The 22798-nt window shown below is 74.6% G+C and carries 24 protein-coding genes and 1 pseudogene; 9 read left to right on the forward strand and 16 right to left on the reverse strand.

Annotated features, from left to right (window positions below):
• Window positions 1–3: 3 nt before the first annotated feature.
• Together ABT095_RS22985 and ABT095_RS22990 are read right to left on the reverse strand one after the other, a co-directional pair.
• Window positions 4–375 carry a DUF4180 domain-containing protein gene (locus ABT095_RS22985; RefSeq protein ID WP_350531347.1) on the reverse strand — a complete coding sequence of 124 codons (372 nt, stop codon included), beginning with the start codon at window positions 373–375 and terminating at the stop codon, window positions 4–6.
• Window positions 376–385: 10 nt separating this feature from the next.
• A complete protein-coding gene (locus ABT095_RS22990) occupies window positions 386–814 on the reverse strand; it encodes a helix-turn-helix domain-containing protein (protein WP_350531348.1) in 429 nt (142 codons plus the stop codon).
• A gap of 192 nt (window positions 815–1006) precedes the next feature.
• Between ABT095_RS22990 and ABT095_RS22995 the strand changes: the two genes are divergently transcribed.
• Window positions 1007–2197, forward strand: a complete 1191-nt coding sequence (locus ABT095_RS22995; RefSeq protein ID WP_350531349.1) for a serine hydrolase domain-containing protein — start codon at window positions 1007–1009, stop codon at window positions 2195–2197.
• 93 nt (window positions 2198–2290) lie between these two features.
• Here ABT095_RS22995 and ABT095_RS23000 read toward each other — a convergent pair whose 3' ends face one another.
• Complete coding sequence (locus ABT095_RS23000) at window positions 2291–3160, reverse strand: 3-hydroxybutyryl-CoA dehydrogenase (RefSeq protein WP_350531350.1); 870 nt, start codon at window positions 3158–3160, stop codon at window positions 2291–2293.
• A 248-nt stretch (window positions 3161–3408) separates the two neighbouring features.
• Here ABT095_RS23000 and ABT095_RS23005 point away from each other — a divergent pair, with 248 nt between their 5' ends.
• Window positions 3409–4227 (forward strand): SDR family NAD(P)-dependent oxidoreductase, encoded by an 819-nt coding sequence (locus ABT095_RS23005; protein WP_350531351.1) that lies wholly within the window; start codon window positions 3409–3411, stop codon window positions 4225–4227.
• On the opposite strand, the gene ABT095_RS23010 is transcribed toward ABT095_RS23005, so the two are convergent.
• The 3 genes from ABT095_RS23010 to ABT095_RS23020 all read right to left on the reverse strand — a co-directional run bounded on the left by ABT095_RS23010 (window position 4224) and on the right by ABT095_RS23020 (window position 7070).
• The gene (locus tag ABT095_RS23010) at window positions 4224–5222 is read right to left on the reverse strand and encodes a ketopantoate reductase family protein (protein WP_350531352.1); all 999 of its coding nucleotides are present in this window, start codon (window positions 5220–5222) and stop codon (window positions 4224–4226) included. The genes ABT095_RS23005 and ABT095_RS23010 overlap by 4 nt on opposite strands.
• A gap of 42 nt (window positions 5223–5264) precedes the next feature.
• Window positions 5265–6128, reverse strand: a complete 864-nt coding sequence (locus tag ABT095_RS23015) for a polysaccharide deacetylase family protein (RefSeq protein WP_350531353.1) — start codon at window positions 6126–6128, stop codon at window positions 5265–5267.
• 75 nt (window positions 6129–6203) lie between these two features.
• Complete coding sequence (locus ABT095_RS23020; protein WP_350531354.1) at window positions 6204–7070, reverse strand: arylamine N-acetyltransferase family protein; 867 nt, start codon at window positions 7068–7070, stop codon at window positions 6204–6206.
• Window positions 7071–7097: 27 nt separating this feature from the next.
• Between ABT095_RS23020 and ABT095_RS23025 the strand changes: the two genes are divergently transcribed.
• Complete coding sequence (locus tag ABT095_RS23025) at window positions 7098–7709, forward strand: chloramphenicol phosphotransferase CPT family protein (RefSeq protein ID WP_502884968.1); 612 nt, start codon at window positions 7098–7100, stop codon at window positions 7707–7709.
• On the opposite strand, the gene ABT095_RS23030 is transcribed toward ABT095_RS23025, so the two are convergent.
• Complete coding sequence (locus ABT095_RS23030) at window positions 7699–8214, reverse strand: GNAT family N-acetyltransferase (RefSeq protein WP_350531356.1); 516 nt, start codon at window positions 8212–8214, stop codon at window positions 7699–7701. The two genes, ABT095_RS23025 and ABT095_RS23030, sit on opposite strands and share 11 nt — an antisense overlap.
• A 66-nt stretch (window positions 8215–8280) precedes the next feature.
• Between ABT095_RS23030 and ABT095_RS23035 the strand changes: the two genes are divergently transcribed.
• From ABT095_RS23035 to ABT095_RS23045, 3 genes are all read left to right on the forward strand, one after another.
• Entirely contained in the window at window positions 8281–9132 is an 852-nt protein-coding gene (locus ABT095_RS23035) for a class I SAM-dependent methyltransferase (RefSeq protein ID WP_350531357.1), read from the forward strand.
• A 392-nt stretch (window positions 9133–9524) separates the two neighbouring features.
• Window positions 9525–10721, forward strand: coding sequence for an APC family permease (locus tag ABT095_RS23040; RefSeq protein WP_350531418.1), 1197 nt, complete (start codon window positions 9525–9527; stop codon window positions 10719–10721).
• Window positions 10722–10775: 54 nt separating this feature from the next.
• Window positions 10776–11912, forward strand: coding sequence for a methyltransferase (locus ABT095_RS23045; RefSeq protein WP_350531419.1), 1137 nt, complete (start codon window positions 10776–10778; stop codon window positions 11910–11912).
• On the opposite strand, the gene ABT095_RS23050 is transcribed toward ABT095_RS23045, so the two are convergent.
• Both ABT095_RS23050 and ABT095_RS23055 read right to left on the reverse strand, forming a co-directional pair.
• Window positions 11902–12402: a GNAT family N-acetyltransferase gene (locus tag ABT095_RS23050; protein ID WP_350531358.1), complete on the reverse strand. Its 501-nt coding sequence runs from the start codon at window positions 12400–12402 to the stop codon at window positions 11902–11904. The two genes, ABT095_RS23045 and ABT095_RS23050, sit on opposite strands and share 11 nt — an antisense overlap.
• Before the next feature lie 70 nt (window positions 12403–12472).
• The gene (locus ABT095_RS23055) at window positions 12473–13099 is read right to left on the reverse strand and encodes an HAD family hydrolase (protein WP_350531359.1); all 627 of its coding nucleotides are present in this window, start codon (window positions 13097–13099) and stop codon (window positions 12473–12475) included.
• 140 nt (window positions 13100–13239) lie between these two features.
• Here ABT095_RS23055 and ABT095_RS23060 point away from each other — a divergent pair, with 140 nt between their 5' ends.
• Window positions 13240–13812 carry a GNAT family N-acetyltransferase gene (locus ABT095_RS23060; RefSeq protein WP_350531360.1) on the forward strand — a complete coding sequence of 191 codons (573 nt, stop codon included), beginning with the start codon at window positions 13240–13242 and terminating at the stop codon, window positions 13810–13812.
• A 166-nt stretch (window positions 13813–13978) separates the two neighbouring features.
• On the opposite strand, the gene ABT095_RS23065 is transcribed toward ABT095_RS23060, so the two are convergent.
• The 3 genes from ABT095_RS23065 to ABT095_RS23075 all read right to left on the reverse strand — a co-directional run bounded on the left by ABT095_RS23065 (window position 13979) and on the right by ABT095_RS23075 (window position 16407).
• Window positions 13979–15196, reverse strand: a complete 1218-nt coding sequence (locus tag ABT095_RS23065; protein ID WP_350531361.1) for a beta-ketoacyl-[acyl-carrier-protein] synthase family protein — start codon at window positions 15194–15196, stop codon at window positions 13979–13981.
• 155 nt (window positions 15197–15351) lie between these two features.
• Entirely contained in the window at window positions 15352–15924 is a 573-nt protein-coding gene (locus ABT095_RS23070; RefSeq protein ID WP_350531362.1) for a dienelactone hydrolase family protein, read from the reverse strand.
• Window positions 15925–16029: 105 nt separating this feature from the next.
• Entirely contained in the window at window positions 16030–16407 is a 378-nt protein-coding gene (locus ABT095_RS23075) for an ArsR/SmtB family transcription factor (protein ID WP_350531363.1), read from the reverse strand.
• Between the two features lie 98 nt (window positions 16408–16505).
• Between ABT095_RS23075 and ABT095_RS23080 the strand changes: the two genes are divergently transcribed.
• Complete coding sequence (locus tag ABT095_RS23080; protein ID WP_350531364.1) at window positions 16506–18446, forward strand: heavy metal translocating P-type ATPase; 1941 nt, start codon at window positions 16506–16508, stop codon at window positions 18444–18446.
• Window positions 18447–18572: 126 nt separating this feature from the next.
• Here the strand turns inward: ABT095_RS23080 and ABT095_RS23085 are convergent, their stop codons facing one another.
• On the reverse strand, window positions 18573–19127 hold the full coding sequence (locus ABT095_RS23085; protein ID WP_350531365.1) for a GNAT family N-acetyltransferase: 555 nt from the start codon (window positions 19125–19127) through the stop codon (window positions 18573–18575).
• Window positions 19128–19204: 77 nt separating this feature from the next.
• Here ABT095_RS23085 and ABT095_RS23090 point away from each other — a divergent pair, with 77 nt between their 5' ends.
• The gene (locus ABT095_RS23090; RefSeq protein ID WP_350531366.1) at window positions 19205–19651 is read left to right on the forward strand and encodes a nuclear transport factor 2 family protein; all 447 of its coding nucleotides are present in this window, start codon (window positions 19205–19207) and stop codon (window positions 19649–19651) included.
• A gap of 30 nt (window positions 19652–19681) precedes the next feature.
• On the opposite strand, the gene ABT095_RS23095 is transcribed toward ABT095_RS23090, so the two are convergent.
• The 3 genes and pseudogenes from ABT095_RS23095 to ABT095_RS23105 form a co-directional block, all read right to left on the reverse strand.
• Complete coding sequence (locus ABT095_RS23095; protein WP_350531367.1) at window positions 19682–20596, reverse strand: DMT family transporter; 915 nt, start codon at window positions 20594–20596, stop codon at window positions 19682–19684.
• A gap of 194 nt (window positions 20597–20790) precedes the next feature.
• On the reverse strand, window positions 20791–22515 hold the full coding sequence (locus ABT095_RS23100; protein WP_350531368.1) for an AMP-binding protein: 1725 nt from the start codon (window positions 22513–22515) through the stop codon (window positions 20791–20793).
• Window positions 22514–22708: pseudogene (locus tag ABT095_RS23105) on the reverse strand (VOC family protein); the annotation flags it as partial. The gene ABT095_RS23100 and the pseudogene ABT095_RS23105, both read right to left, overlap by 2 nt.
• Window positions 22709–22798: the final 90 nt, after the last annotated feature.

Below are 22798 nucleotides of genomic sequence, written 5' to 3' on the forward strand. Positions count from 1 at the left end.
GTGTCAGCTCTGTCCGGCGAGCCGGAGTTCGAGCTCCTCGGCGTCGGGCAGGAACCAGAGCTGCCCGCCCCGGTTGCACTCACGCACGAAGTCGCGCAGGGCATCGCTGGCCACCACGTGCTCCTCGATGCCACCCAGAACGGCCAGCTTGAGGCGGTAGTTGGCGAACTTCTGCACCACGGCCCCCGCCAGCCCGCTGCGCAGCCGGAAGAACTCCGCCGGCAGCCGGTCGGCGGGCAGGGCGATCCACTCGGCGCCGGTGCCGAAGGCCTCGCCGATCAGGTCGAGGGCGTCCTGCTCGGAGCGCAGCCCGGCCCGGTCGGGGTCGCAGAACAGGACGGGCGTGCGGCCGAGGGTCTCGACGCGGTGGGGCACGGTGTTCTCCTTACCGGTTGTCGGTGGTGAGGGTGTGGACGACGTTCAGCAGCTCCGCCGTGGTCTCCAGGCCGCCGATGATGATGAGCTTGAGGGTGGCCCGCCCTTCGTCGTAGACGCTCTCCACCCGCAGCGGCCCGTCCTCCTCGCCGCCCCGGCGGGACTGCGCGAGGGCGACGGCGGTGTTGGAGATCCGCATCGCCTCGGCCGGGCTGACGGCCTCGACCTGCACGACGCTCGACGCCTCGGTGTGCCGCCGGCCGGCGCCGGCCGGCGCGGGCAGCCCGGTGAAGGCGGCCAAGTCCTCCCGGGTGATCCGGTACTGCCGGCCCACCTGGGTCGCCCTGAGCCGGCCGTCCCGGACGTACGCGCGGACGGTGCGGACGTGCAGCCCGAGCAGGGCCGCGACCTGGTCCACCGAGTAGTAGAGCTGCTCCACGGAGTGCCGTCCTTCCCTTGTTATCCCTCAGAGTACCCCAGCGGCGATATTCGAGGGAAGTTTGAGGCTGTCAAGAGTCGCGTTGGCAGGCCCGACCCGCCACGCCCACCGGCGGCCCAAGCCGCGGCGCAGGCCGGGCGGCGCTGCTACACCGGAGGTCTCCGCCCTGTCGCCGCTTCGAACGGGACCTCCATGCGCCGTACCGCCCGTACCCGCCGTCTGTCCGCCGCCCTGCTCGCGGCGGCCGTCGCCCTCACCGCACCGGCGGTCCCGGCCCTCGCCGCTCCCCGGGCGCCCGGGGTGACGCAGGGGCAGCTGACCACCGACCTGACCGCGCTGATGCAGCGGCTGCGCATCCCCGGCGCCGTGGTCTCGGTGACCACGCCCGACTGGGGCACCTGGACCACCACGCTCGGCACCGGCGACCTCGCCACCGGCCGGCCGGTCGACCCGGGCGACCACTTCCGGATCGGCAGCGTCACCAAGACCTTCACCGGCACGATCATCCTGGAGCTGGTCAAGGACGGGCTGCTCCGCCTCGACGACCCGGTCTCGGCCTACCGGCCGGACGTGCCGGACGGCGACCACATCACCATCCGCCAGCTGCTGCAGATGACCAGCGGGCTGTACAACTACACCGAGGACCCGGGCTTCAACCAGCAGCTCGACCAGCACCCCGAGCGGGACTGGACACCGCAGCAGCTGCTCGACATCGCCTTCGCGCACGACTGCTACTTCGCGCCGGGCACCGGCTTCCACTACTCCCACACCAACACCGTGCTGCTCGGCCTGATCGCCGAGCAGCTCACCCACCGCCCGCTCGCCGAGCTGTTCCGGGAGCGGATCTTCGAGCCGGTCGGCATGCCCGGGACCGTCTTCGACACCCACACGGTGATCCCCGGGCCCTACGCGCACGGCTACGAGTTCATCAACAACGTCGACAGCCTGACCGCCCCCACCCTCACCGGCAAGGACGCGGCCTGGGCAGACTGGTCGGCGGGCAACCCCTACGAAGTCACCCACAACAACACGTCCTGGGCCGCCGCCGCGGGCGGCGCCGTCTCCACCGTGGCCGACCTGCGCCGCTGGGCCCGGGTGCTGGCCGACGGCTCCCTGCTCACCCCCGAGCTCCAGCGCGAGCGCCTGAACTTCATCCACACCTCCGACGAGCCCGGCGCCCCCGGCTACGGCCTGGCCATCTTCGACGTGGCGGGCTTCATCGGCCACGACGGCCAACTCCCCGGCTACACCAGCTTCGTCGGCTACGACCCCGACCGCGCCGCCACCGTCGTCGTGCTCGCCAACCTCAACCAGTCGCCCGACGGCACGGCCCCCGCCAACGAACTGACCAAGCTGATCATCGGCGAGCTCTTCCCGCGCTGACCGGACTGACCGAACTGGCCGGACTGACCGGCGGGAACGGCGAGGCCCGGCCTGAACTGAACCCAGGCCGGGCCTCGACGCGTGCTGCGCCGGTCAGGCGGTGGCGGTGTAGTCGTAGAAGCCGCGGCCGGACTTACGGCCGAGCAGGCCCGCGTCGACCATGCGGGAGAGCAGCGGGGGAGCGGCGAACAGCGGCTCCTTGTACTCGTCGTACATGGACTCGGCGATCGAGACGATGGTGTCGAGGCCGATCAGGTCGCACAGGCGCAGCGGGCCCATCGGGTGGGCGCAGCCGGCCTCCATGCCCTTGTCGATGTCGGAGGCGGTGGCCACGCCGGACTCGAACATGCGGACGGCGGAGAGCAGGTAGGGGACCAGCAGGGCGTTGACCACGAAGCCGGCCCGGTCGCGGGCGCGGATCGGCTCCTTGGCCAGCACCTGGACGGCGAAGGCCTCGACGCGGGCGGTGGTGTCGGCGGAGGTGGTGAGGGTGGGCACCACCTCGACCAGGCGCTGGACCGGGGCCGGGTTGAAGAAGTGCAGGCCGATGACCTGCTCCGGGCGGCTGGTCGCGGAGGCGAGCTTCACGATCGGGATCGAGGAGGTGTTGGAGGCCAGGATGGCGTCCCGCCGCTCCACCACCTTGTCCAGGGTCTGGAAGATCTGGGTCTTGATGTCCTCGCGCTCGGCCACGGCCTCGACCACCAGGTCGCGGTCGGCGAAGTCGGCGAGGTCGGTGGTGAAGGAGAGGCGGCCCAGCGCCTCGTCCCGCTGCTCCTCCGTCAGCTTGCCGCGGCGGACGGCCGTCTCCAGGGAGTTCGTCAGGCGGGTGCGGCCGAGCTCGAGGGCCTCGCCGGTGGCCTCCGAGACCAGGACGTCCAGCCCGGCACGGGCGAAGACCTCAGCGATGCCCGACCCCATGAGGCCGCAGCCGACCACTCCGACGCGCGCGATGTCACTCACTCAGATGCCCTTCACGGTGGTGCCGGGGGTGGCCCGGCAGCTGTTCGGCGGACGGCACGGCACAGGTCGTACCCGTGAGTGTCGCCTGCATGACGGTACTACCTGGAAGCGAACGATGGTTCACCTGCCCGCAGGATGGGCCGATCGGATGAGATGCGTCACCACCCGCGCGCGCCCGGGCCGCCCCGGGTGAGACGGGAGTCACAATGCACCGGCAGGCCGGGACACGCCGGGAAGGGGAAGAACGGATGCCGACGGGGTCGCTGACGGGGCAGGTCGGGCTGGTCACCGGGGCCGGCCGGGGCATCGGCCGGGAGATCGCGATCGGGCTGGCCGCCGAGGGCATGGCCCTCGGGCTGCTCGGGCGCACCCACGGCACGCTCACCGAGACGCTCAAGGAGTGCGCGCGGCACGGCGCCCGCGGGGTCGCGGTGACGGCGGACGTCACCAGGCCCGGCAACGTCCGGGAGGCCGTGCGGGCCGTCGAGCGGGACCTCGGCCCGGTGGACTTCCTGGTCAACAACGCCGGGCAGGTCGACCGCAGCGAGGCGCCGCTCTGGGAGACCGACCCGAGCCAGTGGTGGCAGGTGGTGGAGACCAACCTGCGCGGCCCCTACAACCTGCTGCGCTACGTGCTGCCCGGCATGGTCGAGCGCCGCTCCGGGCGGGTGCTCAACCTCAACTCCGGCTTCGCCCTGCGTCCGGACGGCCACTACACCGCGTACGCGACCTCCAAGGGCGCGCTGCTCAAGCTCTCCGACAACCTGGCCGACTCGCTGGCCGCCCACCGCGTCGTGGTGCTCGACATCAGCCCCGGCGCGGTGGCCACCGACATGACGGCCGGGATGCCGATGTTCAAGGGCATGAAGGCCTGGGGCAGCATCCCGTACATGGTCGCGGTGGCCGTCGACGCCGCCCGCGGCCGCTTCGACGGCCTGCACGGCCGCTTCATCCACGCCGGGCGGGACAACCTCGAGCACCTGGTCGCCGAGGCCGAGGCGATCCGCGAGGCGGACGCCCGGACACTGCGGCTGCGCCCGTACGGCCCCGGCGACCCGATGGCCTAGAGCAGGCTCTCGAGCTCCGCCAGCTCCGCCTCGGTCAGGCTGCCCGCCGCCCGGCCGGTGCGGGCGAACTCGTTGGCCAGCCGCTGCAGGGCTTCGTTGAGGGGGGTCGGCACGCCGTGCAGGCGGCCGAGCAGCACGGCCTCGCCGCTCAGGTAGTCCGCCTCGATGGTGCCGGTGCCCCGGTCCAGGCTCTGCCAGGAGGAGCCGCCGCCGCGGGTGATGCCGGGCAGCGGCTGAAGGTTGACCAGGTCGCCGCGCTCGGCGCGCTGCTCCTGGGCGCTCTTGTAGGCGATCCCGGCCGCCGCGAGGGCCGCCTGGTACTCCTCGGCCAGGCGGCGCGTCAGCGCCAGCTGCGCCTCGCTCTCCGCCGGGCCGGAGACGGCCTCCAGCGCGTTGCCGACGTTGCCGAGCAGCTTGCCGTACTTCCAGGCCATCACCTCCGCGGTGGCCACCGCGCGGAAGACCGAGCCCTCCAGATCGGCGCAGATGCGCGTCGCGGTCCCGTCGCAGCCGGCCGGGTAGCGGCCCACGTGCAGGAAGCCGGTCTTCGGCAGGCCCGCCGCGCTGACCTTGCCGGGCTCGAGGTGGGTGGAGGGCAGCCAGACGCACATCCCGTACACCCGGCGGAAGTGCCGCAGCGCGAGGCGCTCGCCCTCCACGCCGTTCTGCGCCGTGACCACCGGCAGCACCTCCCCGGCGGTGCCGCCGCCCGCCACCGGGCGGGCCGACCACTCGGCGAGCAGCGCCTCGGCGTGCTGCGTCTTCACGGCGAGCAGCAGGACGTCGTCGGCGCTCAGCTCCAGCTCGGCCGGGCCGCCGACGGCCGGGACGGGCAGGGTGCGGGTGCCCTCGGGGGTGGTCAGCTCCAGGCCGCCCGCGCGCAGCGCCGCCAGGTGCGCGCCGCGCGCGACCAGCACCACCTCGTGGCCGCTCTCGAAGAGCCGTCCCCCGATCACGCCGCCGACCGCACCCGCACCGATGATGATGTATCGCATGCGCCCGAGCCTCGCACGGGCGCCCGGAGTGCTGGTAGCGGGTTACGCGCAGAGCTGACTGGCGGTCACCACGCTCAGGCCCATCCCCTTCAGCCCGTCCAGGATGCCGGGCAGCGCGTCCAGGGTGCCCTTGTGCCCCATGTGCAGGGCTACCACCGAGCCGCCCTGCACGCTCTTGAGCAGACGGCGCTGCACCACGTCGGCCCCGGGGTCGGAGTAGTCGCGCGGGTCGACGTCGAAGGAGAGGCAGTGCTGGTAGCCGACCAGCTTGGCCTGCTGGCGCACCATCGCGTTGGCGTACTGGGCCGCCGAGGGGCGGAACCAGCGGCCGATCGAGCCGGTGAGCTTCTGCAGCCGCTGCGCGCACTGGGCGATCTCGTCGTGCGCCTGCTGCGGGGCCATGGTCGAGATGTCGAGGTGGTTCTGGGTGTGGTTGCCCAGCTCGTGACCGCCGTCCAGGATGCGCCGGGCCATGGCGGGCTGCTGGTCGAGCCAGGTGCCGACGACCATCACCGTCAGCCGGGCGCCGTGCTGCTCGGCGGTGGTGAGTATCGCGGTGGCGAGCGCCGGATCGCCCTGGCCGTGGAAGGTCAGGGCGACCTGCTTGCGGTCGCGCGGGCCGTTGACCACCTCGTCGGGGGTGCCCGCGGCGAGCGGGGGCGAGGCGGGCGGCGTGCTGGGCGTCGGCGGCGGGGCGGTCGGGGTGCCGCTCGGCGCGGCGGGCAGGCCGCCGGCGGCGGGGCCCTCCGTGTTGAGGTGCGAGGGCTGGACCCGGGCGGCGAAGGAGGCCGGGCCGGAGGCATTCTGCTCGGCGGTCTCGCCGCAGGCGGCGACGAGCCCCCCGGTGGCGGACAGGGCGGCCAGGCGGGCGGAGGAGCGCAGTACGGTGCGGCGGTCGACAGTCATCGACCGACAGCCTAGGACCTGCGGAATGCCTGTGCGATTCGGCCCCCGGGTCGGGCGGGCTGCCCCGACACCGGCTCAGGCCTTCGCGGCCGAGGCGGCCTTCCAGGCCCGGTGCGCGGCGCTGATCCGCTCCCAGTACGCCTGCCGCTCGGCCGGGCCGACCTCCGGCAGCCGCAGCCCGAAGCCCTCCTCCACGGTGGCGAACCACTCGTCGCAGCCGGTGAGTTCGCGCACGTGCCGGCCCTCGGCGTCGATCTGTGTCAGCACGATGCCGCGCAGCGCCCGCTGACCGCCCTGGGTCGGCTGGAAGACACAGGGGAAGGGGCGGAAGGGCGACTCGTGCGCGGTGGAGAGCCACTCGTGCCGCTCGGCGAAGTCGGCCGGGCCGGCGGCGGGGCCGCGGCGGAAGTCCATGCCGAGGTAGCCGAGCTGCGGGTCGGCGTCCAGCCGCCAGCCGCCCGGCTCGACGGCGGAGGGGCGCAGCCGGTAGGCGAACAGCCCCTGCCGGTAGCTGCCGCTGCGCAGCGGCAGCGGCTCGAGGAAGCCCTGCCCGAGGCCTACGTCGGCCAGCCAGGTCTCGCCCTCGCAGCGCACCGTGAGGGTGAGGTGGTCGCCGGAGGCCCCGGCCTGGTTGTCCGCCCGGTGGATGCCCGCCCAGCGCCACTCGACCTGGTACCCGAGCGTCGTCAGCAGCGCGCCGAACGCGCCGTTGAGGTGGAAGCAGTACCCGCCGCCCCCGGCCAGGAACCGCTCGGCGGACTCCTGCGGGTCGATCGTGGTGGGGCGGCCGAACTGGATCTCCAGGTTCGCGAACGGCACCCGCAGCACGTGCGCCCGGTGCAGCGCCCGCAGTGTGGTGAGGGAGGGCGCGGCGGCCGTGGGGGCACGGAGGAAGCGGAGATAGCGGTCGGTCAGGGGCCTGGGCAGGGTGGGGGTCGACATACCCGGCACAGTAACGGCTGTGTGATCATGGCGGCAGGAATTACCGGGGAGGCAATCGTGGACAGCGTCGAACACCCCAAGGGCCGGGTCATCTTCCTGAACGGGACGTCGAGTTCGGGCAAGTCGAGCCTGTCGGCCGAACTGCTGCGCACGTTCGACGAGTTGTACTTCCACCTCGCGGTGGACGGCTTCAACGCGATGGGCGCCCGCCGGAGCGACCTGATGACCGAGGACAACCTCGACCTGGTGCTGCGGCGGATGCGGCGGGGATTCCATCGCTCGATCGCCGCGATGGCCGAGGGCGGCAACAACGTGGTGGTGGACCATGTGCTCAGCGAGCCATGGCGGTTGGCGGACTGCCTGGAGGTGCTGGCGGGCCTCGACGTGATCTTCGTCGGGGTGCACTGCCCGGTGGCGGAGCTGCGCCGCCGCGAGGCGGCCCGGGGCGACCGGACGCCGGGCATGGCCGAGCTGCAGTACGGCCTGGTGCACGTGCACGGGGACTACGACCTGGAAGTGGACACCGCCGCCGCCTCCACGGCCGAATGCGCGGCGGCGATCCGGGAGTTCGTGGCCCGGGTGCCCGCCGGGGAGCGGGCCTTCGACCGGCTGCGGGCCCGGGCCGGGCTCAGTCGGTGAGCTCGGCGGCCAGCAGGTCCATCAGCAGGCCGTCGTGCCAACTGCCGTCCGCGCCACGCTCGTACTGCCGCATGACGCCCACCGGGCGGAAGCCGGCCTTGGTGTAGCAGGCGATGGCGGCGGCGTTGTCGGCCGCCGGGTCGATCACCAGCCGGTGGAATCCGTGCGCCGTGACCAGGTGCCGGGCCAGGGTGCGGACGGCATCCGTGCCCAGGCCCCGGCCGTGCACGGCCGGGTCGAGGTAGAGGTCGATACCCGCGTGCCGATAGTCCGGCTCCTGCTCGGCGTACCACTGGATCGCCCCGACCACCCGGCCGCCGTGCTCGACCACCAGCACCTCGGTGCCCTCCTCCGTGAGGTCCTTGGCCACCTCGGCGAGGAAGTCCGGCCCGCCGCGCCAGCGTTCGACCACCTGCGGGGTGGCACGGATCGCGGCCAGGGCGGGGGCGTCGGCGGCGGTCGCGGGGCGGAGGGTGACGGCCTTGCCGTGCAGGGTGGTCGGCATGGTCCGGACGGTACCAGGGGGTCGCTCGGTAGGCTCGGTGCGACGCTGGCTACGGGAGGGTTCGGGATGAAGACGGGTGAGCCGAGTCGGACGGCGTACGGGGCGGCGCGGCACCGGGCGGTGCACCAACTCCTGGAGGGCGGGCGGCTCTTCGCCGATCCGCTGGCCGTGCGGATGCTGGGGGCCGGCCCGGCGGAGCTGGCCGAGGAGGCGGCACAGGCGCCCGAGCAGCGGCCGCTGCGGCTGTTCATCGCCGCGCGCAGCCGATTCAGCGAGGACGCGGTGGCGGCTGCGCACGCCGACGGGCTGCGGCAACTGGTCGTGCTGGGTGCCGGATTCGACACCTTCGGGTACCGGCAGGAGCACCCGGGCCTGCGGGTCTTCGAGGTCGACCACCCCGCGACCCAGGAGTGGAAGCGGCGTCGGGTGGCCGAGGCGGGGATCGCCGTGCCGGCTTCGCTGACGTACGTGGGGGTCGACTTCGAGCGCGAGTCCTTCGTGGCACGGCTGGCCGAGGCCGGGTTCGATTCGGGGCGGCCGGCCTTCTTCAGCTGGCTGGGCGTGGTGCCCTACCTCACCCGGGAGGCCGTGCTCGGCACCCTCCGCCTGATCGCCGCCCTCCCGGGCGGGGCCCAGGTCGTCTTCGACTACGCCGAGCCCGTCGAAGCCCTCTCCCCGGAGTACCGCGCCCGCCGCGAGGCCGCCGCCGCCCGGGTCGCCGCCATCGGCGAGCCGTGGCTGACCCACTTCGGCGTGGCCGAGCTGGCGGGCGAGCTGGCGGCGCTCGGCTTCGCGGAGACGGAGGACCTCGGCCCGGGAGAGCTGGCCGTCCGGTACTTCGGCCTTCCGCCGGGCACGGCCTCGGGGGCGGGCGGGCACGTGATCCGCGCGGTGAGCGGGCCGGCCAAGGCCGGGTGACGCGGGGCCGGGGCGGTCGGGCCGCTCGTGACGGCGCGCCGGGGCCGCTCCGCCGCCTGACGGCCGACGGGAGCGAGGTGCGGCGAGGAGCGCGGGGGTGTCAGCGTGCCGGGAGCCTGTGGCGCCGGGCCCTGCTGCCCGGCGGCCGGGTACGGAGCCGTGCTGCTCGCCCGGGCGTCACAGCCTTCCGTGCGAAGCCCTCGTGGCTGCCTGTGCGGTGGCGCCTGCGCAGGTTCCGGCCCGGCTCGCCAGGCCCCGGCGGCGTCCTGCGCCGAGCCGAGACCTTGCGTTCGCCCGGGCCGGGTAGGGTGCCGCCCGGTTCGGTAGCCGGTGTGAGCAGGAGGTTTCTGGTGGCGGAGCTGGCGCGGCGGCTCGGGGTGGGCGATGCCGTGATGGTGGGGCTCGGGGCGATGGTCGGGGCCGGGGTGTTCTCGGCCTGGGGGCCGGCTGCGGCGGCCGCGGGCTCGGGGGTGCTGGTGGCCCTGGGGCTGGCGGCCGTGGTGGCGTACTGCAACGCGACCTCCTCCGCGCGGCTCGCCGCCCGCTACCCGGCCTCCGGCGGTACGTACGTCTACGGCAAGGAGCGGCTCGGGCGGTTCTGGGGTTACCTGGCCGGCTGGGGGTTCGTGGTCGGCAAGACCGCGTCCTGTGCGGCGATGGCCCTCACCGTCGGCCTGTACGTCTGGCCCGGCCACGCGCGGGTGGTCGCCGTGGCGGCGGTGCTGGTGCTGACGCTGGTCGACTACCTCGGCGTCCAGAAGGCCGCCTGGCTCACCCGGGCCGTGGTGGCCGGGGTGCTCCTGCTGCTGGCCGCGCTGGTGGCGGTCTGCCTCGGCAGCCCGGCCGCCGACCCCGCGCGGCTGTCGGTGGGCGCGTCGCTCACCCCGGCCGGGGTGCTGCGGGCGGCCGGACTGCTCTTCTTCGCCTTCGCCGGGTACGCCCGGGTGGCCACCCTCGGCGAGGAGGTGCGTGACCCGGCGCGGACCATCCCGCGCGCCGTCTCCACCGCGCTCGGCATCACCCTGGTGGTGTACGCGGCCGTCGCCGTCGCCCTGCTCGCCGTGCTCGGCCCCGGCGGGATCGCCGGGGCCACGGCGCCGCTCGCCGAGGCCGTCCGCGCGGCCGGCGCACCCGGCCTGGCCCCGCTGGTCCGGGTCGGCGCAGCCGTCGCCGCGCTCGGCTCGCTGCTCGCGCTGATCCTCGGCGTCTCCCGCACCACCCTCGCGATGGCCCGCGACCACCACCTCCCGCCGGCCCTCGCCGCCGTCCACCCCCGCCACCAGGTGCCGCACCGGGCCGCTCTCGCCGTCGGCGCCGTGGTGGCCGTGCTGGCCGCCACCACCGACCTGCGCGGCGTGATCGGCTTCTCCTCCTTCGGCGTCCTCGCCTACTACGCGGTGGCCAACGCCGCCGCCCTCACCCTCACCCCCGCCGAACGCCGCCCCCCGCTCGCCGTCCCGGTCCTCGGCCTGGCCGGCTGCCTGGCCCTGGCCTTCGCCCTGCCGCTGACCTCGGTGGTGACCGGCGCCGCCGTCCTCGGCCTCGGCGCGGCGGCGTACGCGGTGCGCACCCGGCTGGTCCGGAGGTAGGCACGGTCCGGGGGTAGTCACCGGTTTCGGTAGCCTGGGCGGACGATGAACATGCTGACCACGGCCACCGGCGACCTCACCCTCACCCGCTTCCCCGAGCACCCGCGCGAGCAGCTCCGCGCCTGGGACGCCGCCGACGAGTACCTGCTGCGCCACCTCGCCGAGGATGGGGTCGACCTGTCGGGCACCGTGGTCGCGCTGGGGGACCGCTGGGGCGCACTGGTGACCGCGCTCGCGCCGTACCGGCCGACGCAGATCAGCGACTCGTACCTGGGCGGGCAGGCCACCCTGGCCAACCTGCGGCGCAACGCCGCCGACCCGGGGGCCGTCACGCTGCTCACCACGCAGGACGCGCCGCCGGAGCGGATCGACGTGCTGCTGGTGCGGGTGCCCAAGAGCCTGGCGCTGCTCGAGGACCAGTTGCACCGGCTGGCCCCGGCGCTGCACGCCGGCACCGTGGTGGTCGGCACCGGCATGGTCACCGAGATCCACACCTCCACCCTGCAGCTGTTCGAGCGCCTGGTCGGCCCGACCCGTACCTCGCTGGCCGTCCGCAAGGCCCGGCTGATCCTCGCCACGCCGGACCTGACGACGGCCCGCACCCCGAACCCCTGGCCGCTCAGCTACCGGCTGCCCGGTGACATCGGCGCCGCCTCGGGCCGCACCGTGGTCAACCACGCGGGTGTGTTCTGCGCCGAGCGGCTGGACATCGGCACCCGCTTCTTCCTGCAGCACCTGCCGCAGCGGCGCGGCCCCGAGCTGGTCGCCGACCTCGGCTGCGGCAACGGCGTGGTCGGCACGGCGGCGGCGCTCGGCAACCCCGAGGCCGAACTGCTCTTCCTGGACGAGTCGCACCAGGCCGTGGCCTCCGCCGAAGCCACCTTCCGCACCAATCTGCCATCAACTGCCAAGGCCACCTTCCGCGCGGCCGACGGCCTGGCCGGCACCCCCGCCGACTCCCTCGACCTGGTGCTCAACAACCCCCCGTTCCACAGCCACCAGGCCACCACCGACGCCACCGCCTGGCGGATGTTCACCGACTCCCGGGCCGCGCTGCGCCCCGGCGGCGAACTCTGGGTCGTCGGCAACCGCCACCTCGGCTACCACGTCAAGCTCCGCCGCCTCTTCGGCAACTGCGAACTCGTCGCGGGCAACCCGAAGTTCGTGATCCTGCGGGCCGTCAAGCGGTAGTCAGCGGCAGCACCAGGGTGTGCACGAAGTCGACCGCGCCCTCGCGCCGGTAGAAGCGCAGCGCGCGCTCGTTGGCGGCCAGGACGGAGATCTTCAGGATCCGGGCGCCCTGCTCGGCCGCCCGGCGACGGGCCTCGGCGAGCAGCGCCAGGCCGACGCCGGTGCTGCGGGCCGCTTCGTCGACCACCAGGGTCTCCAGGACGCCGGAGCGGTCGCCCCACTGCCAGGAGCCGGGGGCGTCGACCACCCGGACCACTGCGTAGCCGAGCAGCCCGGCCGGTCCACGGGCGACCAGGGCCGCCGCACCCGGTTCGGCCAGCCAGGTGCCGTACTGGCCGCGCCGGATCCGCCAGGACTCGGCCGCCGGACGGACGGCGCCGATCGCCGCCAACTCCGGTGCCACCCAGGTGTGGTGGGCGAGCAGCTGGCCCCAGAGCCCCTCGACCTCGCCGATCCGGTCCGGAGGAAGCTGCTCGATCTCGTACGCCATGGGGCGCAGACTACCGAGCGGATGCCCCGGCCACCGACCCCACCTGCGGCGATTCGTCCACCGCCGGCCGTCAGGCCCAGAGCGGGGCGAGGGCGGCCGCGAGGTCGGCGGGGGAGCGGTGCAGGGCGGTGCGCATGCCCAGGGCGGCGGCGGCCTCGGTGTTCTCCGCGCGGTCGTCGACGAACAGGCAGCGGTCGGGCGTGGTGCCGGCCCGCTCGGCGGCCAGCCGGTAGATCCGCTGGTCCGGCTTGGCGTGGCCGACCCGGGCGCTGTTGACCACCTGGTCGGCGAGGTCGGTCAGGCCCAGCGCGGCGAGGTCCTCCTCCAGCCAGACGGTCGCGTTGGTGACCAGCAGGACGGGGACGTGCGCCCGGGCCCGCCGCAGCAGCGCCACCGCCTCGGCGTCGGCCCGCGCCGGGCTGTACGCGAAGGCCCTCGCCAACTCCTCCGCCGCCGGTGCGGCCATGACTTCGCCCAGCCGCCCCGCGATCTGCGCCACCCACTGCGGCCGGTCCACCTCCCCGAGCACCAACCGCTGCCCGAGCTCCCCGCCGAACGCCGCTCCCCACACCGCCCCGTCCGCCAGCCCGGCGGCCCGCGCCAACCGCTCCACCTCACCGTGGTCGAAGAAGCGGATCACCCCGTCCAGATCACAGAGGACGGCATCGAAGGGAAGGACGGAAGCTGTGGTGGTCATCCGAGCTTCTTATCAGCCCGCTTGGCGGTAAAACCAGTTGCCGCCGGGCCCGGGGCGGCGCAGCATCGCGGTCATGACCCCCTTCGGCGGCAGTGCCAGGACCACCATCCACACTCCACCGCTGACGGAGGCTCACCACCATGACGTACACCATCCGTGACTACCGCCCGGCCGACGAACGCTCCTGGCTGCACTGCAGGGTGCTCTCCTTCCTGACTACCGCCTACTACGACGACGTCCTGCGGGAGCGCCCGCCGGTCGCCGCGCCGGGGCGCGGGCTGGTCGCCGTGGACGGGAGCGGCGCCGTGCTCGGGCTGCTGGACGTGACTGTGGCCGAGGGCTCGCTCGCGACGATCGACAACATCGCCGTGCACCCCGACCACCAGCGCAGGGGCATCGGCGCCGCCCTGCTCGACGCCTGGCTCGCCGAGGCCCCGCCCGAGGTCACCGAACTCGACGCCTGGACCAGGGACGACCCGGGCACCCTCGCCTGGTACCACGCCGCCGGCTTCGCCGAGAGCGACCACTTCCTGCACGTCTACGCCGACCTGCGCCACGACCCGGCCGAACCGGACCGCGCGATCGGCACCCGCCGCCCGGGCCTGCGCCCGATGACGGTCTTTCTCAGCGCGGCCCTGACGGAGGAGCCCCGCCTCCGGCAGGAGTTCACCCGGATCCACATCTGCCGCCGCCTCAGCCGCCCGCTGCGCTAGTCCCGAAGGCCCTGGTCGCCCGCCGGTCGGCTCGACCGGTGGGTGACCAGGGCCTCGGCTCGGTGCGGCCCTGCCAGGTGAACGGTGCGGCCGTCGGCCCGGAGGCATTCCAGCCGGCTCCATGGCGTGGTCATGGTGCACGCACCACCGCCCCGGCGACGGGTTTTCAGGTGCGGGTGAAGAGGAGGGAGGCGTTGTGGCCGCCGAAGCCGAAGGAGTTGGTGAGGGCGGCGCTGAGGGCGGCCCGGCGGGGCGTGCCGGTGACGATGTCGAGCTTCACCGCCGGGTCCTGGGTGTCGAGGTTGACGGTGGGTGGGACGGTGCCGTCGCGCAGGGCGAGGACGGTGGCGAGGGCGCCGATCGCGCCGGCCGCGCCGAAGAGGTGGCCGGTCATGGACTTGGTGGCGGTGACGGCGGGGTGGGTGCCGATGGCCTCGGTGACGGACTGGGCCTCGGCGAGGTCGCCGAGGGGGGTGGAGGTGGCGTGGGCGTGGACGAAGGAGACGTCGAGCGGGGAGACGCCGGCCTCGGCCATGGCGCGCCGCATCGCCCGGACCTGCCCCTCGGGTTGGGCGGCCGTGATGTGGTTGGCGTCGGAGGTGACGGCCGCTCCGGCGAGCCGGGCGTGGGCCCGGGCCGCGCGGGCGGCCGCGAACTCGGCGCGCTCCAGGACGAAGACCACCGCGCCCTCGCCGATCACGAACCCGTCCCGGTCCACGTCGAACGGGCGGGAGGCCCGCTCGGGTTCGTCGTTGCGGGTGGAGTGGGCCTTGGCCTGGGCGAAGCCGGCCAGGGTGATCGGGCAGATGCAGGCCTCGGTGCCCCCGGCCACCACCACGTCGGCCCGGCCGAGGCGGATCAGGTCCAGGCCGAGGGCCAGCGCCTCGGCGCCGGAGGCGCAGGCGCTGACGGGGGTGTGGGCGCCGCCCTTGGCGCCGAGCTCGATGCTGACCCAGGCCGCCGGGCCGTTGGCCATCAGCATCGGCACGGTGTGCGGCGACACCCGCCGGACGCCGCTCGTCTCGAGCACGTCGTCCTGCCCCAGCAGGGTCAGCGCCCCGCCGGTGCCCGTCCCGATCACCACCGCCAGCCGCTCAGGGTCCACCTCCGGCGCCCCGGCGTCCGCCCAGGCCTCCCGGGCCGCGACCAGCGCGATCTGCTCGCAGCGGTCCAGGCGCCGGGCCTGCACCCGGTCGAGCACCTCCGTCGGCTCCACCGCGAGCTGCCCGGCGATCCGGACGGGCAGCCCGGCCGCCCACTCCGCCGTGATCGGCCGGATCCCGGAGCGGCCTTCGAGCAGGCCCGCCCAGGTGGTCCGGACGTCGCCGCCGAGCGGGGTGGTCGCCCCGAGCCCGGTCACCACCGCATCGTTGCTGCCTCGCATCTGTCTTCCCCCAACTTGTGGTTGACACACAACCCCCCGGGCGGCGGTCCCGCCGGGGAGCGATCGGTATGTCTACACCCTGCACAGTTGGTGATGGATGATCAGGTGCCGGCTGCCACCGACTCGGTCGGCGTGGCGTTGTGGAGGTTCGACAACTACGCGGCCGTGGCGAGCAGGCCGAGGACGCGCTGGAGGACCAGTTCCGCCGCCTCGGCGTCGTAGCCCGGCGCCGAGCTGTCCAGGAAGAGGTGCTCGTCGCCCGGGTACCGGAACAGCTCACCGGCCTCGGCCCCGGCCGCCAGCTCGCGGGCCGCCTCGGCGTCCTCGGCGAACCACGGGTCGGCCTCGGCCGCGTGGATCTGGACCGGCACCTGGGCCGGCCAGCCCGGCCCGAACTCGGTGGCCGGTACGCAGCCGGCCAGCAGCACGGCGCCCGCCGCCCCCGGCCGGGTCTGCGCCAGCAGCTGGGCGGGCATCGCCCCGAGCGAGTACCCGGCGTAGAACGCCCCCGGCGCCACGCCCTCGGCCGCCCGGACCCCGCGTCCGACGACCTCCTCGAAGCCGACCTGCTGCGCGTGGGCCACGCCCGCCTCGACGGTGTCGAAGAGCCGGCCCTCGTACATGTCCGGGGTGTGGACGGTGTGCCCGGCCGCCCGGAGGCGGTCGGCGAACGCGACGATGCCGGGCGTGAGCCCGAGTGCGTGGTGGAAGAGTACGACCTCGGCCATGGCGCTGATCCCCTGTCGGTTGCAGTGCCCGGCCTGACCCCACGTCACCGGGGCCCGGCCGGGCGGACTGCCCGCCACCTTAGGGCGCACCCAGGACAGTGGGGCTCAGGACGCGTCGTCCGGCTCGCCCTCGGCGTCGCTGAGGCCCTGGCGGAGGTGCTCGATGTGGTAGACCGCCTGGTCGAGCAGGGCGGCCACGTGGTTGTCGTAGAGCGCGTAGACGATCGAGCGGCCGTTGCGGCGGCCGACCACCAGGCCGAGGTTGCGCAGCAGGCGCAGCTGGTGGGAGCAGGCGGACTGCTCGAGGCCGACCTCATGGGCCAGTTCGGTGGCGGCGCAGGGCCCTTCGCGCAGGCGGGAGAGGATCAGCAGCCGCGAGGGGGTGGCCAGGGCCTGCAGCGTGTTGGCGACGCGCGCCGCGCCGGCGGCGTCCAGCGGAGTGCGCGGGACGGCGTTCGTGCTGGCGGTGGCTCCATGACCCATGCAGGCAATCGTACAACCCATACATGAAGGAGCGTTCATATGTTCATGTATGGTGAGGTGGTTGTTGAACGTGTCCGTGCTGAGGGGTCTGCCCTGCCATGTCTTCCACCCTGATCGAACGGCCCGCCGGGGCCACGGCTACGGCACCGGTGGCCGCCCGCCGCCGCACGCGGGTGTTCGCGCTGCCGGAGGCCCGCTGGGCCGCCGCCGCACTGGGGCTCTTCCTGACGGCGCTGCCGCTGCAGTTGGGCGGAGCGCCCGGGTGGTCCTGGGTCGCGCTGTACGCGCTCGGCTACGCGGCCGGGGGCTGGGAGCCGGCCTGGGCCGGGCTGCAGGCGCTGCGCAAGCGCACCCTCGACGTCGACCTGCTGATGATCGTCGCCGCGCTCGGCGCCGCCGCCGTCGGCCAGGTGATGGACGGTGCCCTGCTGATCGTCATCTTCGCCACCTCCGGCGCCCTGGAGGCCCTGGCCACCGCCCGCACCGCGGACTCGGTGCGCGGCCTGCTCGACCTGGCCCCCGCGACCGCCACCCTGCTCCACCCCGACGGCCGCGAGGAGGCCGTCCCGGTCGGCCGACTGGCCGTCGGCGACACGGTGCTGGTGCGGCCGGGGGAGCGGATCGGCGCGGACGGCCGGGTGCTCGCCGGGGCGAGCGAGGTGGACCAGGCGACCATCACCGGCGAGCCGCTGCCGGCGGCCAAGCGGGCCGGCGACGAAGTCTTCGCCGGCACGCTGAACGGCACCGGGGCGCTGCGGATCGCCGTCGAGCGCGACGCCGCCGATTCGGTGATCGCCCGGATCGTCGCCCTGGTCGAGGAGGCCGCCGGGACCAAGGCCCCCACCCAGCTCTTCATCGAGAAGGTCGAACAGCGGTACTCCCTCGGCATGGTGGCCGCCACCCTCGCCGTCTTCGCGGTGCCGCCGGCGTTCGGCGCGGCCTTCACCGACTCCCTGCTACGGGCGATGACCTTCATGATCGTCGCCTCGCCCTGCGCGGTGGTGCTGGCCACCATGCCGCCGCTGCTGTCGGCGATCGCCAACGCCGGGCGGCACGGCGTACTGGTCAAGTCCGCCGTGGTGATGGAACGCCTCGGCCAGGTCGACGCCGTCGCCCTCGACAAGACCGGCACCCTCACCGAGGGCACCCCGCGCCTGGTCGCCGTCCACCCCCTGCCCGGCTCCGGGCTGACGGCCGACGAACTCCTCGCGCTCGCGGCCGCCGCCGAACACCCCAGCGAGCACCCGCTCGCCCGGGCGGTGGTCGAGGCCGCGCGCGAGCGGGGCCTGCCGCTCGCCCTGGCCGAGGGCTTCGCCTCGACGCCGGGCACCGGAGTCCGCGCCCGGATCGCGGGCCGGGCCGTCACGGTCGGCCGGGCCGGCTCCGAAGGGCCCGCGGCCGAGCTGGCGGAGAGCGGGCACACCGCCGTCCTGGTCACCGTCGACGGGAGCCCGGCCGGGGTGCTCGGCCTCGCCGACCGGCACCGCCCGGACGCCGCGGCCACCGTCGCCGCGCTCGCCGGACTCACCGGCACGCCACCGGTGATGGTGACCGGCGACAACGCCCGCGCCGCCCGGCGGCTGGCCGCCGAGCTCGGCATCACCGACGTACGGGCCGCCCTGCTGCCCGAAGGCAAGGTCGCGGCCGTCCGGGAGCAGGAGCAGGCCGGGCGCCGAGTCCTCATGGTCGGCGACGGGGTCAACGACGCCCCCGCCCTCGCCGCCGCCCACGTCGGCGTCGCCCTCGGCCGAGCCGGCTCCGACCTGGCCCTGGAGACGGCGGACGCGGTGATCGTCCGCGACGAACTCACCACCGTCCCGGCCGTGATCGCCCTCTCCCGGCGGGCCCGCGCGCTCGTCGTGCAGAACCTGGTGATCGCCGCGACCTTCATCACGGCCCTGGTCGTCTGGGACCTCACCACCAGCCTGCCGCTTCCCCTGGGGGTCCTCGGCCACGAGGGTTCGACCGTCCTGGTCGGCCTCAACGGCCTGCGGCTGCTCCGGGAGAGTGCCTGGACGCGGGCGCTGCGCGGGGCCTGAGCGGGCCGGGTGCGCCACGGCCGACGGCGGTCCGTCACCTCGGCGGCCGGCCGGCCGCCGGCTCGGGCGGGCCGTGGCCTGCGGCGGGGAACGCTGCCGGCGACGTACCGGATCGTGGGCCGTCGGTCAGCGGCGCGGGCTCCGGGCGTCCTCGCGGCGCCAGCGGATCTCACCGTCCTGCCGCTCCCCGGTGGGGCGCAGGCCCAGGCCTGCCGCGACGGCGGCGGAGGCGTGGTGGTCGGGGTGGATGTGGGCGGTCAGGACCGTGACGCCCTGGTCGGTGAGCCGGCCGGCCAGGGCCCGGGCCGCCTCGCGGGCGAAGCCCCGGCCCTGCCAGGGGGTGCCCACCACCCAGGCCAGCTCGGCCCGGTCGGTGCCCTCGACGGTGGCCTGGACGGTTCCGACCAGGCGGCCCTCGGCCCGGATCACCCAGTTCAGCCAGCGGACGGCCGGGTCGGGGGAGCCCGCCGTCATCCGCTCGTAGCGGGCGCGCAGCGCCGCCACGTCGGCCGGCTCGCCGCCGATGTACGTGTGCAGCGCCGGATCGGCCAGCACCTCGGCCATCTCCTCGGCGTGGCCGACCGCGAGCGGGAGCAGCTCCAGCCGCTCGGTGCGGATCGGCTCGGCGGTGGCGCGGGAGAGATCGGGTCCCATGCGGACGCGGGAGAGGGCGGGTTCCATACGGACCATGATGCCCCGGCCCGTAGGCTGCCTTCGGACGAGTCGTCAGATCATCCTCCCGATCGGAGTGCCGCACCGTGCCCCAGCCCAGCCCCCGCGAGGTGCTCGACCGCTACCGCCGGGCGATCCTCGACCGCTCCGCCGACGACCTGGCGGAGCTCTACGCGGCGGACGCCGTGCACGAGTTCCCGTTCCTCTTCCCCGGCATGCCCGCGTGCTACCGGGGCCGTGAGGAGATCCGGGCGGGCTATGCCGCCGCCTGGGGCGCGAGCCCGGCGCGGCCGACGGAGATCCGGGAGGTGGCGGTGCACGAGAGCACCGACCCCGAGGTGCTCACGGTGGAGCAGCTCGTCGTCGGCACCCTCGCCACCACCGGCGCGCCCTTCGCCTTCCCCGGCCTGCTCGTCCTACGGGTCCGCGACGGCCGGCTCGTCCAGGTCCGGGACTACATGGACGGTCTGGGTGTCGCGCACGCGATGGGCCGCCTCCCGGCCGTGGCGGCCCGCCTCGCCGAGCAGGGCTGAGGCGGCCCGGCCCAGCTGCCCAACTGCCTTTCAGCTCGGCGCGTCGAGCCGGGCCTCGGCGCGGGCCAGGCCCCCGATCGCGCCGAGCAGCAGGACCGTGCCGGCGAGGGTCGCGGTGGTGAGCCGTTCACCGAGCAGCAGGACGGCGAGGGCCGCCGCGCTGACGGGCTCGATCAGCATCACCACCGAGACTGTGGTGGCCCGGACGGCGGCCGCGCCCGCGAAGTAGAGCGGGTAGGCGAGGGCCGTGGTGACGGTGGCGACGTAGAGCATCAGCAGGGCCACCCGGGCGGGGTGGGCGGTGTGCGGCACCAGACCCTCGGCGGCCGCGAACGGCAGCAGGAGGACGGCGCCGATGCCGAAGGACCACAGGGTGAGGGCGGTCGGGTCCTCCCCGCGGCCGTGCCGGCCGGCCCAGCGGCCGAGCACGGTGGTGGCGGCGAACCCCGCGGCGGAGAGCAGGGCGAGCGCTACGCCCGCCGGACGCACGGCGCCCTGGCGGTCGGCGAGCACCAGCACCGCGAGCCCGGCCGACGCCCCGCAGATCGCCGCCAGCCCGCTGCGGCCGAGCCGCTCGCCGAGCCGGAGCCGCCCGCCGAGGGCGGTCAGCACCGGGCCCGCGCCGAGGGTGACGATGGTGCCCACGGCGAGGCCGGTGCTGCGGATGGCGGCGAAGTAGGCGGAGAGGAAGACGGTCATCCCGAGGCCGGTGCCCGCGTAGAGCGGCAGCCGGCGGCGCAGCGGCAGTCGGCGCGGTGCCCGGCCGGCCGGGCGGAGGGCGCGGGCGGGCAGCAGCAGCGCCAGCGCGGCGACGAAACGCCAGAACGACATGGCCAGCGGGCCGAAGCCCGTGGTCGAGCGGTGGACGAACTCGACGGCGGCCCCGGTGGTGCCCCAGGCGGCCCCGGCCACGGCGAGGCAGGCCAGGCCGCGGGAGGCGGTCATGCGGGCAGGGGTGGGGGAAGCAGCAGTTCTCGACACGGTGGGATCTCTCCGGACGGAGTGGATGGTCGCGGGCTCCGTACGGGCACGACCAGCCGGCGTGCCACGGCGGTCAGCCGTGCCACGCCCCGTCGGTGGCGCCCCGTCTAGCGGACGGGGGGCGGGAGAACTGCGGCGATCATGGGGATCACCCTACGTCACCCCTCCTGGCCGGACACCAGGTTTTCGATCTCGCCGGACTTCAACTGGGCCCGGAGCAGGTCCTTGCGGACCTTGCCGATGGCGTTGCGGGGGAGCTCGGTGACGAGTTCGAGGCGGCTGGGCTGGTACCACTCGGTCATGCCGCGGTCGGTGAGGAAGGCGCGCAGGCCGTCCAGGGTGGGGGTCTGCGGGCCCGGGACGACGACCGCGCAGGCGAGTTCCTCGTCCTCGCGAGGGCGGTAGCCGACCAGGGCGACGTCGCGCACGCCCGGGTGGGAGAGCAGCTCGGTCTCCACGTCCGCGACCGGGATCATGAAGGAGCCGCCGATCCGGTCCGCTGCGCGCCCGAAGATGCGCAGGCCGCCACGGCCGTCCGGCACGGCGAGGTCGCCGGTGTCGTACCAGCCGTCGTCGTGCTCGGCGATCACCCGCAGTTCGCCGCCGTCCCGCCCGAAGGTGCCCAGGCACAGGCCGCCGCCCCGGACGAAGAGCCGCCCGGGCTGCTCGGGGGTGGGCGGCTCGCCGGTCTCGGTGCGGAAGTCCGTCTCCAGGCCGGGGCCCGGGCGGCCGTCGCTGTGCGAGCCCCAGAGCGGCGGGTCGTCGTGGCGGGTCCAGGTGTGGCCGGGCACCTCGGTCATCGCCCAGGCGGTGCGCAGCGGCACGCCCCAGACCCGGGGCACCCCGGTGACCAGTTGGCCGGGCACGGTGGTGGCGCCGCTCAACACCATGCGCAGTGCCGGGAGTTCACGCCCCGTCCGCTCGGCCTCGGCGAGCAGCTGGCCGACGAACGGCGGTGCGCCCGCGAGCATGGTGACGCCGTTCTCGGCGACGATGTCGAGCACGGCCGCCGGCTCCCAGCGGTCGGCGAGCACGGCGGTGCCGCCGGAGAGCAGCGGGTCCAGGATGCAGCACATCGCGCCGAACAGGTGGGTCAGGGCCTGGGTGACGAACCAGCGGTCCGCCGGGCCGAACTCCTCGGCGGCGACCAGGGCGGAGGTGCCCGCGTACAGGGTGTTGGCGGTGTGCAGCACGCCCTTGGGCTCGCCCGAGGTGCCGGAGGTGAACAGCACCATGGCCACCCGGTCCGGGTCCTCGGCGGGCGCGTCCGGGACGAGCCCGGCCCGGTCGGGCCGCTCGAAGTGCCCGGTGAAGTCGACGGCCCCCGCGGGCGCGCCCTGCGGGTCCAGTACCACCCGGTGCCGCAGCTTGGGCAGTCGCGGCGCCATCTCGGCCACGGCCTCGCCGTGCCGGACCCCGGCCCACTCGCCGGTGGTGACGCAGACCCCGACCTCCAACCGGTCGAGCACACGCTCGAGTTCGCGCGGGCCGAGCGTCATCATGACGGGTGCGACCACCGCGCCGAGGCGCGCGCAGGCCAGCAGCAGCGCACCGACCTGCCACAGGTTCGGCAGCTGCACCAGCACCACCTGGCCGGGCGTGACGCCGAGTTCGGCCAGTGCCTCGGCGAACTGCTCCACCTTCTCGGCCAGTTGACGATACGTCAAGACAGTCTTGCCTTCGGCGTGGTGGGCTATGACGGCCGTCGCCTCGGGGGTCTCGTCCCGCCAGCGCCACAGGTCCGCGATCGGTCCCTCGGACCGCCAGACCCCCGAAGCGCGATACTTCGCCATGAGCCCCTGGGCCGGGCGAAGTGTGGTGATGTCCATCCGGTGTACCCCCTCGTGTCGCCGGCTCCCCAGTCGGCAATGATCATCCGGCATCGTACGTGAGCGGGTTCCTCGCGTCAGTGGGTGGCCTCGGTGCCGGCTCCGGCCGGACGCGGCCGCCGCCGGGGCCGGTGTAGGCGGTCACGCCGGGGAGGTACAGCTCCCAGCCGAGTGCCGCCGCCCAGAACCGGCCGACTGTCGGAGCGTCCAGTGCCTTGATGTTCAGCTGAACCGGTCGCAGGGCCATGCGGGGATCCTATGCGGCCACCACTCCGGGGCAGGTCGGGCGGCCTTTGCCATTCCATGGCTTGCCATGCGCATGGCAGTCGGAAATCCT

The organism is Kitasatospora sp. NPDC002227 (genome assembly GCF_040296285.1).
GTDB lineage: Bacteria > Actinomycetota > Actinomycetes > Streptomycetales > Streptomycetaceae > Kitasatospora.